This window comes from Bacillus sp. ISL-51 (genome assembly GCF_018613535.1).
In the GTDB taxonomy this organism is placed as follows: domain Bacteria; phylum Bacillota; class Bacilli; order Bacillales; family Bacillaceae; genus Bacillus.
On the sequence record NZ_JAGGQB010000007.1, the window covers coordinates 32,382 to 45,156 of the forward strand.

Consider the following 12,775-nt stretch of genomic DNA (forward strand, 5'->3'; position numbering starts at 1 on the left):
GTTTTCGCCCTTCAAGGTTTTTGTTTCGCTCTATTAAGATGTCAGCGCTGCCGCGAAGTGATCGGCTTCGTCTTGCAAAGCACTTTCGATTTCTTTATAGCGGCTGGAGATGGTTGAGGCGCTTACGCCGTATTTCTTCGCCAGCTTAGCTTGTGAAACAGAAGCCCCGCTTAGAGAAATGCTGTTCACATAATACTCGACCGCCGCCGCAAAGGCTTCCGGCTTTCTGATGGTCGGCGTTTTTTTGTCACAGAAGGACTTCCACAGGCCGATGACAGCCGGAATAAGGTCTGCCGGATATTCATCGCCGATCATGCCTTTTTCAATGGCATCCGCTGTCTCCTTCTCCATGTCATTCGCCCACTCTGTACGGTTTTCTTCAGTGCTTGGCTTCGGCTCTTTTGCATTTCCTAAAAGAGCAGCCAGAACAGTGTCGAAGTCTTCCTCCATAAAGCGCTCAGGCGATTTTCCTTGTACCGCCGCCTTTTTCACTTTGCTGATCAGGTCGTCCGTCCGCTTCACAGGGAAGATCGTGAACTGCATAAAGAATTCCGCTTTTTCCGCTTCGTGAATCGGGTAGCCGAGAATCAGGCTCCCCACAGGCGGAAGATCCTGCTGGTTTGCATCCATTTCCACCTTGAACTGTTTTTTCGTCATTACATCTTCAAAGTGGATCATACCTTCTTTGATGTCCTCAAGCAGCATGAGCGCCGGTGTCATGCTTTTCCATGACTCCACGATTTCACGCGTTTTCGGGCGGTTGATATTGCCGCCTTTTTTCTGAAGGTAATCTTCGAAAATCGTCTTGCCGTCTGCAAGCTGACGGAAGAAAATTCCCCAGATGCCGAGATTGAATACGCTGATGTCCTTTGTCTGCCTGTCCATAGAAGACATGAATTCATGTTTGTTAATAAACGATGATATGCTTTCTCTATGTACGGTAAAGGCATACTCCATCAAGTTTTCCTGAATCTGCTTCGCTTCTTTTGCTGCGATGTCTGCCGGAATATCAACTGCTTTACTTCCGCAGCATTTTTTATATTTCTTCCCGCTGCCGCATGGACAAGGGGCATTTCTTTTCACTTTTCCCACAATAAACCCTCCGAATTCTGATATAACTATATTATTTTAACAAAAATAACTTCTGAGGGCTTGGTTTACGGTGAAAAAAGAATATGGAAACCACCTGCCGGCTGCCGGAGAAGACAAAAAAGAGCCTTGAAGACTTGTATTCTCTCAGGCTCTGACTCTATCAATTCAAGTTTTCTCCGCCGCCGCTGAGACCTTCTTTAATCAGCCTGTTTACTTTGCCGCTCATCAAAAGGCCGATATGGCCGACACCGCGGACTTTCACATTTTTCGCGCCGTGTAATTTGGATAGTCCGTTGATGACAATCAAGTCAAGTGAACCGTAAATGGATGTGTACAAAATCTTTTGATTCGGGTCTGTGCCCGGCAGCACTTTGTTTGTGACCAGGCGGTTCGCTCCGCCCAGCGTCACGACGTTTTCAACCTTGTCGCCGCCGTCTAAGTTTTTAATATAATAAAGCGTGTTTGCGCCGCCCATGCTGTGCGCGACAATATCGACTTTGCCCGCTCCCGTTTCACTGAGCACTTTTTTCACATATGCTGATAGTCTTGGCGCATTTCTTTTGTTATGCCCCGTTTTATCCCAAAAGTCAATCGCATACAGGTCTGCGGAGGACCATCCTTGGGAGATTAGATAGGTTTTAATGCCGGTGAAGTTAAAAGATGCCCCGCCTATTCCGTGCACCATGACCACCGGGTTGTGTCCCGAGACGGCTTTGGTGACGGCTGGCTGCGGCGCAAATACGGATACGATACTCAGCATGCAGATCATCAATACCGCCAGACATTTATTTTTCACTGTTTTCATCATGTTCCTCCTCTTCTGTAATTAATGATCAATCTTTATCATAGGGTAGAAAATAATGTATAAACAGTGTTTTTATTCCTCTTTTCATCAATAAATGTTGTCGGTGAAAAAGGGGCATTCAGACCTTCCCCCTTAGGCTTTACGGGGTAAAGCCCCATTCCTATCTACTTAAAAATAGAAACTAACTAAACTTTCGTGTGCTTTTCGCTGAATACATAATCCTCTTTTTACTTTCCGTATACACCTGCTTTTTTTCTGCGCTTATGAAATTCGATACCGGCACTTACTTAAAGAACCTTAAATTACGCAACATATGTCATCGGAACCCATTTTCAAGATCTATTCGTGACGCCCGCGTTTAATCTATCTGCCGGAGAAGACAAAAAAGAACCTCGAAGATATTGATTCTCCGAGGTTCTGACTCTATTAATTCGTATTTTCTCCGCCGCCGTTAAGCCCTTCTTTAATCAGCCTGTTTACTTGGCTGTTCATCAAAAGTCCGATGTGGCCGACACCATGAATTTGCACGTTTTTGGCTCCGATTAATCTGGACAGCGGATTCATGACAATCAAGTCAGCTGAGCTGTAAATGGAAGTGTATAAAATCTTTTGGTTCGGATCGGTGCCCGGCAGCGCTCTGTTTGTAACCAGGCCGTTCGCTCCGCCAAGCGTCACGACGTTAGCGATTTTGTCTCCGCCGTCCAGGTTTTTAATATAATAAAGCGTATTTGCGCCGCCCATGCTGTGCGCGACAATATCGACTTTGCCCGCTCCCGTTTCACTGAGCACTTTTTTTACGTATGCTGACAGCCTTGGCGCATTATTTTTATTGTTCCCTGTCTTGTCCAGGAAATCAATGGCGTACAGCTGTTTGCTTGACCAGCCCTGAGATACTAAATACGTTTTTATTCCCGCGAAGTTAAAGGACGCACCGCCGATTCCATGGACCATTACCACAGGGTTGTGTTCAGAGGAGGCTTTCGAGACGGTTGGCTGCACGGCAAATACGGAGACGACAGACAGCATACAAATTGTGATGAAAGCGAGAAGTTTACTTTTTACATGTTTCATGATTTTCCCTCCTGAATTGTAATAAATTCACAATATTCATTCTATTGGAGGGAAAAAGGAGAAAATAGTGCGTTTTTTACTGTTTTCGATAAAAATTAAGAGACTGAAAAATAAGGAAAATGCATCTTTCATTATCACGCACTGATGCTTTAATACGGCAAATGGAAAAAATGAGGGCATTCGGCCCTCTTCTTTTAATACTCATTAAAATAGGTTTGAATGCGTTCGGGATTTTCTGTTTTTGTCAGTGCGAGCATCAGCAGAATACGTGCTTTTTGAGGGTTAAGAGAATTTGAAGCGAGCAAATGGTCTTTTTCAAACTCACGGTTGGGTGTAACGGCGCCAGTCCCCGTCCTTGTTGACCGGACGACCGCCAGTCCGTTTTTGACTGCCTTTACAGCTCCTTTTTTGGCCGTGTCAGACATAGACCCGTTCCCCGCCCCCGCAAACACAATGCCTTTCGCCCCCGCTTTTGCGGCGGCATCGAAGAGATAGCCTCCGTCATTTTGATAGCCGTAAATAATATCAACCTGAGGCAGTTTTTCCAATTTATCTATATTAAAATCGGTATTCTTCGTATGCTTTCGGGTGATGATATTGTTAAAATACACGTCATCGGCGATCGTTCCGACATCCCCCTCGTTTTTTCATTATTCTCTCTCCTTTTATCATGGGGTTAGTATTTATTAATGAATGATTTTTCATACTTCGTCAAAAGGCGCGGCAGGCAATCTTCCGTACAAATTATCCGGATAAAAATCCTTGACACCTCGCCCTCAAGTCAAGATAATAGACCAGTCACTATATTTTTCAGCTTGTCATTTATCAGTAAGGTGGGAACGTTATGAGTTATGGAGATTCTCGAGAAAAAATACTTGCCGCAGCAACTAGGCTGTTTCAGCTGCAAGGGTATTACGGGACGGGACTGAATCAGATTATTAAAGAAAGCGGCGCGCCGAAAGGTTCTCTTTATTATCATTTTCCGGGCGGAAAAGAGCAGCTTGCGATTGAGGCCGTGAATGAAATGAGCGGTTATATCCGCTCGAAAATAAAAGAAAGCCTTGATGCCCATCCTGATCCGGTAAAAAGCATTCAATTATTTTTAAAGGATTTGTCAAGCCAATTTACATGTCCGGAAAACTTTGAAGGGTTTCCTGTCGGTTTACTTGCGGCCGAGACTTCGTTAACAAGTGAAAATCTGCAAAAAGCCTGCCAGAATGCTTATCAGGAATGGGAAACCTTGTTTGCCGGCAAATTAAGATCAGCCGGTTTCTCCGAAGAGAAGGCCGCGGAAATCAGCACCGTCCTTAATGCCATGATCGAAGGCGGCATCATTTTGTCATTGGCTAAAAAAGACAGCATGCCGATCATCCATATTTCAAAACAAATCCCTAAACTGCTGAAGACATAAAAAATACGAGAGACATCTTTCCGTAACTAGAGAGGAGAATGATATTGGAAACCGCTCAAACTTCCAAACAATACAAAGTGATGCCGATCATGATTTCTTTGCTGACAGCAGGATTTATCGGTATGTTCAGTGAAACGGCGCTGAATATCGCGTTAACTGATCTCATGAAGGAATTACATATTACTCCTTCTACCGTCCAATGGTTAACGACGGGCTATTTGCTCGTTCTGGGCATTCTTGTCCCTGTTTCGGGGCTGCTGCTGCAATGGTTTACGACAAGACAGCTTTTCATCGTCTCACTCGCTTTTTCCATTATCGGCACTTTCATTGCCGCGCTTGCACCGAGCTTTCCGTTTCTTTTAGCGGCGAGAATCGTTCAGGCTTTAGGAACGGGGCTGTTATTGCCTCTTATGTTTAATACCATCCTGGTCATCTTCCCGCCGCATAAACGCGGAGCGGCAATGGGAACGATCGGGCTTGTGATCATGTTCGCCCCTGCCATCGGGCCGACTTTCTCAGGACTTGTTTTAGAGCATTTGAACTGGCATTGGATTTTCTGGATTTCTCTGCCGTTTCTCGTATTGGCTCTTTTATTCGGCATCGCCTACATGCAAAACGTGTCAGACATTACAAAACCGAAAATCGACGTGCTTTCTATTATTCTGTCTACGATCGGCTTCGGCGGTATTGTCTTCGGATTCAGCAACGCGGGAGAAGGATCAGGCGGATGGTCGAGCCCGACGGTTGTCGGATCACTCACTGTCGGTGTTGTGGCGCTGATCTTGTTTTCTATCCGCCAGCTGAAAATGAAGCAGCCGATGATGAACCTTCGCGCATTCCGTTACCCGATGTTTATTCTCGGCGTCGTGATTGTTTTTATCTGCATGATGGTCATCTTATCAACGATGCTTCTATTGCCTATGTATTTACAAAGCGGCTTGATGCTGACGGCCTTTACGTCAGGACTTATTCTTCTGCCGGGCGGAATTTTAAACGGCTTTATGTCCCCGGTTACCGGGCGGCTGTTTGATAAATACGGTCCGAAATGGCTTGTCATTCCGGGGTTTATCATTGTTGCGGCTGTGCTTTGGTTTTTCTCAAACATCTCCGTTGCTTCAACGGCTGTTTTGATCATCGTGCTTCATACTTTTCTGATGATCGGGATTTCCATGATTATGATGCCGGCGCAAACGAATGGCTTAAACCAGCTTCCGCCGGAATTTTATCCGGACGGCACAGCCATTATGAATACGCTCCAGCAGATGGCAGGAGCGATCGGCACTGCGGTGGCTGTGAGCATCATGGCAGCCGGACAAAAGAATTATATGAGCACCGTCAAAAATCCCGCTGACCCCGCCGTCTTTCCGCACGCGCTGACTGCGGGCGTCCAGCACGCCTTTATCTTCGCAATGATTGTGGCCATTATCGGTCTGATCTGCGCCTTCTTTATGAAACGCGTCAAAGTTGATCATTCATAAAAAACAGCAGGCTCCCTTTGAGTCTGCTGTTTTTTTATATACGGTGTTTTGCAATAGCCAGTTGATCTATCGCATATGCCAATTCATCCTTTGTATTATAAAAATGAGGCGCGAGACGAATGACATGATGCCGGGGTGAGCATATAATGCTTTGCTGTTTCAGGAGCGCCGCAGTTTCGGACGCTCTTTCGTCATAAATCGAAATCATGCCCGGCCTGTCTTCGCATGATGGCGGGCACGGGAGGTTCAGCCCCTTTTCCGACGCGTATTCATATGCAAACGCGCTCAGTTCTTTTACTTCTTTATGGATACGGGCTGTGCCAATGCCGTTAAGAAGAGACAAAGCCGCCTGCGCCGCATACACGCTGATAAACGCCGGGGTACCGGTCTCAAAGCGTTTCGCTCCGTCTGCATAAGAAAAACGGGTCAGATCAAACGCTGCGTCCTTTTGCTGTCCGAACCATCCCGATGCTTTCGGCTTCAGCTGCTCTGCCAGCTCCTTTCTGGCGTAAAGAAATGCCGTTCCCGGTATACCGAGCATATACTTTCTCGCGCCTGCGGCTAACATATCAATGCCCCATTCCTTCACATCAATCGGGACATGCCCAGCCGATTGATAAGCATCCACAAAAAGGAGCGACCCCTTCTTTGCGGCTATCGCGGCAATTTGTTTCACATCCTGAATAAAACCGTTCGTATAGGAAACATGAGGCACACAAGTGACCAGCGTCTGATCAGTGATAAACGTTTCGTATCGCTCTAATGGGATCATCCCTTCACGGGACGGGATAACTGAAAGCGTAACATCAGCTTGCGCCTTCCAGACGTGGGCAATCGCCGGGAAGTCCAAGTCTGTATACACAACTTCTTTCTTTTTACAATCGGATAAAGCAGAGGCGACGGAGACCGCGGCATCCGTTACTGAAGGCAAAACGGCAATTTCCTCAGGGTCAGCGCCGATCAGCCTTGCAAACCCATTTCTGGCTTTCTCCGTCCTTTCGATGGCTTCCTCCCAGTTCCCGCCTTGCTGTAAAAGGCTTTCTTGATAGTCAGCGATCGCTTTCGAAACCGGTGCAGCCACAGCGCTTTGAGAACAGCTCGCGAGCATCGTATGTGTTCGAAGCGCCGGGAATAAATTGCGGTATTGCTTTAGTAAAGAGTCCAAGGGATGTTCCTCCTCCGGCAGGAATATATGTCAATTATAGAGTATGTAAAAGAGAAAGGAGGGTTTGTTATGGAAAAAAGAGTATTGTTCACAGGCTTTGACCCATTTGGCGGAGAATCGGTGAACCCTTCCTGGGAAGCGGTCAAACAGCTTAACGGCTGCACTGAAGGCTCTGTCACCATGGTATCCGAGCAGGTGCCGACCGTTTTTGGCAAGTCACTCACAGTTCTGCGCCAAGCCATCAAAAAGCATCAGCCTGACATCGTCATTTGCGTCGGACAGGCAGGCGGCAGAATGCAGATCACGCCGGAACGGGCAGCAATTAATTTGAATGAGGCACGCATACCGGACAACGAAGGAAATCAGCCCATTGATGAACCGATTTCACCTGACGGCCCCGCAGCTTATTGGACCGGACTTCCGATTAAACGGATCGTTGAGGAAATAAAGAAAGAAGGCATTCCCGCAGCAGTTTCCTACACGGCGGGAACTTTTGTATGCAATCACCTCTTCTACGGACTGATGGATGAGCTCAGCCGTCTGACGGCGCACATTCGGGGCGGGTTTATTCACATCCCGTACATCCCCGAGCAAACACTGGAGAAAGCAGCACCGAGCCTCAGCCTGAACCTCATGGTGAAAGCGCTCAAAATCGCTGCGGTGACGGCCGCAGCGCATGAGGATGACATTCATACTGGCGGAGGCGAGCTTCACTAAGCCGCTGACGGCGCCTCCGCCCATTTCTTTCTATATACGATCCGTGAAAGCGTTACACTGATTTCATACAGCACCAACAACGGAATCATGACGAGAAAGTCAGACATAAAATCAGGCGGCGTGATCAGCACCGACACGACAATCAGCAGAAAATACGAAAGCTTCCTCGCCTTTGCCAGACGGACGGGATTCACGATGCCGAGCCGCGTCAAAAACATGACAGCCAAGGGCATTTCAAATAAAAGTCCAAACGGCAATGTAAGGTTAAGCATAAAGGTAAAATACTTGTCCGCCGTAAACACCATGTCAAAATGGCCGGCCGATAATTGTGTCAAAAAGCCGAGCACGATCGGAAATAACACAAAATATCCGAAGGAGATTCCGATGATAAACAAAACGGATAAGCCCGGAATGTACAATAAAGCGGCACGGCGTTCAAATGCGGTCAAGGCCGGCGCCGTAAATCGCCAGAGCTGAAAAGCCGCAACCGGAATCGTCGCCGTAATGGCGCATATTCCGGCAATCATCATGTACACCCATAGGATTTCACTAGGGCCTAATACAGCCAGTTTTCCGTTCAAATCCTTAATCAGCCAGTCATAAATATCCTGCACAAACCAAAACGCGCCGATTAAAAACACGAGAAAGGCGAGCAGCGTTTTTATGAGGCGCTGCCGGATTTCCTCTAAATGCCCGATCAAGTGGGTTTCTTTTTTATCCAATCCGTACATCCTCCTTGTATATGAAGAAAGGGGCAGAAGCGGATCCGTCTGCCCCATCAGGATTCACCCTGCCGTTTTGTCTTTTTCAGCCGCCTGCTTGTCCGGCTCTTCATTTGAAACCAGTGTCTTTGCGGCGCTTTTGAATTCAAGCAGTGTGCGGCCGGCGGCACGGCCGATTTCCGGAAGCTTCGACGGCCCGAAAATGATTAGGGCGATGACAAAAATTAAGATTAACCCGGGAATTCCTATGTTTGAAAACATGAGTGTCCCTCCTTATTGTGAGATTTTGGCCCGTTTCTTCCTCATTTGCTTTTCATGGGCATTGTTATGGGCAAAGAAGCGATCCTCCTCTACCTCATCCGATTGCTTCAAGCCGCCTGCAACCGCTGCTGCCGAAACCTTCCGAATCCCGGTCTGGTCTTTTTGATAAATGAACGATGCCCGCGTCGACACCTCGGCCCCCGGCTCAGTCACGTACGGCACCACTCTGTAGTCCGCCTTCCATTGTGCAGGCGTCACCGTACAGCGGACATAACCGCGATAGTCATTGAAAAATTTAATATGAGGATTTTGTTTTAAAATTTGATCCGTATCGGCTCTTTTATCCGCACCGTTTCCCCCCGATGTGATGGAAGTGCCGACGAATTCCGCTCCGAAAATCTTCGAATTGGTCTGATTAAAATCCGTGTGCAGATTTGACGCCCAGCTCGCATGGACATCACCCGTCAGCACGATGACATTGTTTAGGTTTTTACTTTTTATAAAATTGATGACCCGCTCCCTTTGAGCTGGATAGCCGTCCCAAGAATCCATGCTGAAAATCGGGCTCGCGGTCGTCCCGAAATTCCATTGCGCGAAAAAGATTTGCTGCGCCAGCACATTCCACTTCGCCTTGGAGGCCGCCAAATTTCCGAAGAGCCATTGCTCCTGCTCTGTCCCCATCAATGTGCGTTTCGGATCTCTCCATTCATCAGAAGGCGGCTTATTTCCGTCGCCATTCGCCTGATCGTCTCTGTATTGTCTTGTATCAAGCACATTGAACGAGGCTAAATCGCCGTATGAAAATTGGCGGTACAGCCTCATATCAGGGCCATTCGGCAGTGACATGCGCCTGAGCGGCATATGCTCATAATAAGCCTGATAGGCAGCCGCGCGCCTGAGCACAAACGCTTCAACCGATTGGCCTTTCTCGGGGATGACATTGGCGTAATTGTTCTCCACCTCGTGGTCGTCCCACGTAACGACCCACGGAAACGCGGCATGTGCCGATTTTAAATTGGCGTCTGAACGGTATTGGGCGTGGCGGTTGCGATAATCATCAAGCGTATACACCTCAGCGCTGCTGTGTGTCCTGACATTTCCCGTTTTTGACACATATTCATTAGGACCGTATTCATAAATGTAATCGCCAAGATGGAATACGAGATCAAGCTTTTCCTTCGCCATGTGCTTATACGCCGTATAATAGCCGTGTTCATACTGCTGGCATGAGGCAAACGCAAACGTCATGCTCGATACTTTATCACCGGGCGCCGGCAATGTTTTTGTCCGGCCGACAGGACTGAGCTCGTGTCCGCTTTTAAAGCGGTAATAGTACACTTTATTAGGCTTCAGCCCATCCGCCTCGACATGGACGGAATGTCCGAGGTTTGGCTTGGCCATTTCTGTCCCGCGATTGACGATGTGCCGGAAGTGTTCGTCGCTTGCAATCTCCCATTTTACAGGCATGGCCTGTTTCGGCATGCCGCCTCCGTTTAGCGGGTCAGGAGCGAGCCGCGTCCAGAGCACAACGCTGTCAGACAGCGGATCGCCGGACGCCACGCCGAGTGTAAACGGATAACTTGAAAACTTTGGAGCGGCATTTACTTCAAATGCGCTGAACGATTGTGCGATCGCTAATCCGAGAGAGAGACCGGCGATTTTCCCGGCTCCTTGAATAAATTTACGGCGGTCAAACGTATTGTTCTGAAAGCTTTTCTCCTCTAACTCCTTGATCCATTCATCTAAACGGCCGTCATGTGTCATGTCAGTTCCCCTTTCTTCTCATTGATCGCCCTCATTATAGAAAAGAAATGTTAAACCGCTATGAAGAACTGTGAAGGGTTTGTAAGCATGAAATCAAACGAAGGGAGACATTTTTCACATTGTTTCGACAAACGATGGCGGCGGCGTAAAAAAACCCGTCTGTTTCTTTACGGCGCTGCATCCGTCAAGCGCACTTTGTTCCTATTTTTCTTCACATGATTTTAAAAAAACACCGTTCAATAGATGAACGGTGTGTCCGGCCTCAAAATGTGTTGTACACGTTTTCGCACGTTTCGCCTGTCGGCTGATAGAAACAATGGGACTTGTATCTGGCCACAAACGGCTGATTATACCAAGTCGGCGGGCAGTTTCCCGGCGGTTTAAAATACCACAGGCTGAATTTTGCCGGCCAAAACCGTTCTCCGTTAATATTCCGCCGTGCGAGCCTCCGTTCGGATTCACGCGGCCTTTGGTAAAAGTATCCGTGAGTCACCGCTTCAAACGCGTGCGGCTGATACACCATCTGTCTGATGGTGCGGAGGCCTTTAAAATCAGAGCAATTCGCCCTCAGCCGATTGACTCCCACATTGCCGACCAGAAGCATTCCCTGCTGTCCTTCGCCTTCTGCTTCCGCCCTGAGCAGCCTTGCCATCAAATCCACATCGGCGCTCGACGCTTTTACGACTGCCATCATGACACCTCCCGTCTTTTCTCCCTTCATCATATTCAGCGGCGGCCCAGTGATGACAGCCGGCAGGCAGAAAACTTATTTAAACGTTTGTTTTAATAAAAAGGTTTATATTTCTCAATATGAGGAAACATACTAACATGATTTCCAAAAGGAGGAATACGTATGGCGCATATTAAAGCACTTGCCATTAAAGGCATTATGACCATCATTATTCTGTATCTGGTACTCGGCTTAGGCTTTAACTTTACATTCGGCGACGCGCTGCTGATGACCATTGTGTTAGGGGCCGTTTCTTACTTGACGGGGGATCTTTACGTATTGCCGAGATGGAACAACATTACGGCGTCGTTAGCTGATTTCGGACTCGCGTTTCTCGTCGTGTGGCTGGTGGGAATGCCTCTGTCAATGGGCATCTCCGGAGGAAAGCTTGCATTTGCGGCTCTTATTTCTGCCATTATTATTGCTGTTGCGGAATATTTTTTCCATTTCTATATCATGAGAAAAGACTTGGGCAGCTCCCGTTTTTTAGAGCCCCGGTCTGAATAGCGCAAAAAGGCCGGATGACGGCCTTTTTTATACGGCATCCTGCCGGTCAGCTTTACGAACCGCCCAAAAAGCGGAGGCAATGCCGATTATCGCAAGTTTTTTCTGCATCATCTCACCAGCCTAAAAAACACACGTTTTTGTTACATTACTCGTAATCAAAAACATGTGTTTTTATCTCATATATTTTTTCAGTTCAAATGCTTTCTTATAAAATGAAGCAGTGTGTTGCCTTGCGCCGTCAAGATAACGCCCTTTGCGCTGCATTTCGGGCAGGGTGTTCCTTCCTCTTCCGCACCCGTCCCTTCACAATGCGGACATGTTACTTCGAGATCGTCTGTAGCGATCACCATGAGAATCCCTCCTTTTTTGTTTATTTGTCCTGCTCCAATCAGATTCCATGGCCATCACCTCCTTTACGCCATACAAAAAAACCCCGTCCATCAAAGGACGAGGTTCTCGCGGTGCCACCTTTATTAACGGCTGAAAAGCCATTCTCTCAAAAAGTACAGAAACATCCGTTTCGATACTCCTTTCTTGATAACGGGGAAAGAATCCCGGCACCGCCTACTGTCTTTCAGCGCAGCAATTCAGAAGCCCATTCCGTACCGGCCGGGGATCGGTTTACAGCAGCCACCGACTCTCTGAACCCCGTACGCGATACGTACTTACTCTTCCTCAGCATTGTTCATCCGTTCTTTTATTTTAAAATGTATCATACGCTGCCATCCGGCGGAAGTCAATAGCTTTTCGGGTCGGACAGACCGAGCATTTCCCGCGCCATTTTCATATGTTCTTCTTGCCCCGTCTGAAGCGCAAACGCGGCTGTTTCCACAGGATAAGCCGCCTGCAGCTCTGTCACATGCTCCTGCAAGCGGAGGAGAAAGAGATGTGTGAAGACGCCAAAAAGAGGGGCGGCGTAATTGCCGCCCCCCTTTTCATTACACTGTCAGGGTTCTGTATTAGGCAGATCAATCCCGGTTTCCTCCGCGCTCAAGGCAGAGACATTGACACTATTTCATTAGTGCGAAAACCGGATTTGATTTTCCATCAGG

The 12,775-nt window shown here is 47.7% G+C and carries 13 protein-coding genes, 2 pseudogenes and 1 other annotated feature; of the genes and pseudogenes, 4 read left to right on the forward strand and 11 right to left on the reverse strand.

All coding sequences use genetic code 11. The features are described from left to right. Window positions 1-33 precede the first annotated feature (33 nt). From J7E26_RS11765 to J7E26_RS11780, 4 genes and pseudogenes are all read right to left on the reverse strand, one after another. Window positions 34-1,092 (reverse strand): helix-turn-helix domain-containing protein, encoded by a 1,059-nt coding sequence (locus J7E26_RS11765; RefSeq protein WP_214813341.1) that lies wholly within the window; start codon window positions 1,090-1,092, stop codon window positions 34-36. 160 nt (window positions 1,093-1,252) lie between these two features. Next, on the reverse strand, window positions 1,253-1,897 hold the full coding sequence (locus tag J7E26_RS11770; RefSeq protein ID WP_214813342.1) for an esterase/lipase family protein: 645 nt from the start codon (window positions 1,895-1,897) through the stop codon (window positions 1,253-1,255). Window positions 1,898-2,323: 426 nt separating this feature from the next. After that, window positions 2,324-2,968 carry a lipase EstA gene (gene estA / locus J7E26_RS11775; RefSeq protein ID WP_214813344.1) on the reverse strand — a complete coding sequence of 215 codons (645 nt, stop codon included), beginning with the start codon at window positions 2,966-2,968 and terminating at the stop codon, window positions 2,324-2,326. Between the two features lie 194 nt (window positions 2,969-3,162). Continuing rightward, window positions 3,163-3,606 (reverse strand): annotated as a pseudogene (locus tag J7E26_RS11780) (L-asparaginase family protein); the annotation flags it as partial. Window positions 3,607-3,812: 206 nt separating this feature from the next. On the opposite strand from J7E26_RS11780, the gene lmrA reads away from it, so the two are divergent. Both lmrA and lmr(B) read left to right on the forward strand, forming a co-directional pair. Beyond that, the gene (gene lmrA, locus J7E26_RS11785) at window positions 3,813-4,379 is read left to right on the forward strand and encodes a transcriptional regulator LmrA (protein WP_214804146.1); all 567 of its coding nucleotides are present in this window, start codon (window positions 3,813-3,815) and stop codon (window positions 4,377-4,379) included. 38 nt (window positions 4,380-4,417) lie between these two features. Next, on the forward strand, window positions 4,418-5,857 hold the full coding sequence (gene lmr(B) / locus J7E26_RS11790; RefSeq protein ID WP_214804147.1) for a lincomycin efflux MFS transporter Lmr(B): 1,440 nt from the start codon (window positions 4,418-4,420) through the stop codon (window positions 5,855-5,857). 34 nt (window positions 5,858-5,891) lie between these two features. Here the strand turns inward: lmr(B) and J7E26_RS11795 are convergent, their stop codons facing one another. Beyond that, window positions 5,892-7,022 (reverse strand): aminotransferase class V-fold PLP-dependent enzyme, encoded by a 1,131-nt coding sequence (locus J7E26_RS11795; protein ID WP_214804148.1) that lies wholly within the window; start codon window positions 7,020-7,022, stop codon window positions 5,892-5,894. A gap of 69 nt (window positions 7,023-7,091) precedes the next feature. Here J7E26_RS11795 and pcp point away from each other — a divergent pair, with 69 nt between their 5' ends. Then, a complete protein-coding gene (pcp, locus tag J7E26_RS11800) occupies window positions 7,092-7,739 on the forward strand; it encodes a pyroglutamyl-peptidase I (RefSeq protein WP_214804149.1) in 648 nt (215 codons plus the stop codon). On the opposite strand, the gene tatC is transcribed toward pcp, so the two are convergent. From tatC to J7E26_RS11820, 4 genes are all read right to left on the reverse strand, one after another. Further along, window positions 7,736-8,461 carry a twin-arginine translocase subunit TatC gene (gene tatC, locus J7E26_RS11805; protein ID WP_214804150.1) on the reverse strand — a complete coding sequence of 242 codons (726 nt, stop codon included), beginning with the start codon at window positions 8,459-8,461 and terminating at the stop codon, window positions 7,736-7,738. The two genes, pcp and tatC, sit on opposite strands and share 4 nt — an antisense overlap. 63 nt (window positions 8,462-8,524) lie before the next feature. Beyond that, window positions 8,525-8,722 (reverse strand): twin-arginine translocase TatA/TatE family subunit, encoded by a 198-nt coding sequence (locus J7E26_RS11810; RefSeq protein WP_014469689.1) that lies wholly within the window; start codon window positions 8,720-8,722, stop codon window positions 8,525-8,527. A gap of 12 nt (window positions 8,723-8,734) precedes the next feature. Continuing rightward, window positions 8,735-10,486, reverse strand: coding sequence for an alkaline phosphatase D family protein (locus J7E26_RS11815; RefSeq protein ID WP_214813346.1), 1,752 nt, complete (start codon window positions 10,484-10,486; stop codon window positions 8,735-8,737). 262 nt (window positions 10,487-10,748) lie between these two features. Next, entirely contained in the window at window positions 10,749-11,177 is a 429-nt protein-coding gene (locus tag J7E26_RS11820) for a cell wall hydrolase (protein ID WP_214804152.1), read from the reverse strand. A 162-nt stretch (window positions 11,178-11,339) separates the two neighbouring features. Here J7E26_RS11820 and J7E26_RS11825 point away from each other — a divergent pair, with 162 nt between their 5' ends. Next, window positions 11,340-11,723, forward strand: a complete 384-nt coding sequence (locus J7E26_RS11825; RefSeq protein WP_214804153.1) for a DUF2512 family protein — start codon at window positions 11,340-11,342, stop codon at window positions 11,721-11,723. Between the two features lie 188 nt (window positions 11,724-11,911). Here J7E26_RS11825 and J7E26_RS11830 read toward each other — a convergent pair whose 3' ends face one another. Further along, complete coding sequence (locus J7E26_RS11830) at window positions 11,912-12,073, reverse strand: tryptophan RNA-binding attenuation protein (protein WP_214804154.1); 162 nt, start codon at window positions 12,071-12,073, stop codon at window positions 11,912-11,914. A gap of 90 nt (window positions 12,074-12,163) precedes the next feature. Next, window positions 12,164-12,411: a binding site (T-box leader), on the reverse strand. A 48-nt stretch (window positions 12,412-12,459) separates the two neighbouring features. After that, window positions 12,460-12,597 (reverse strand): annotated as a pseudogene (locus tag J7E26_RS18295) (hypothetical protein); the annotation flags it as partial. Window positions 12,598-12,775: the final 178 nt, after the last annotated feature.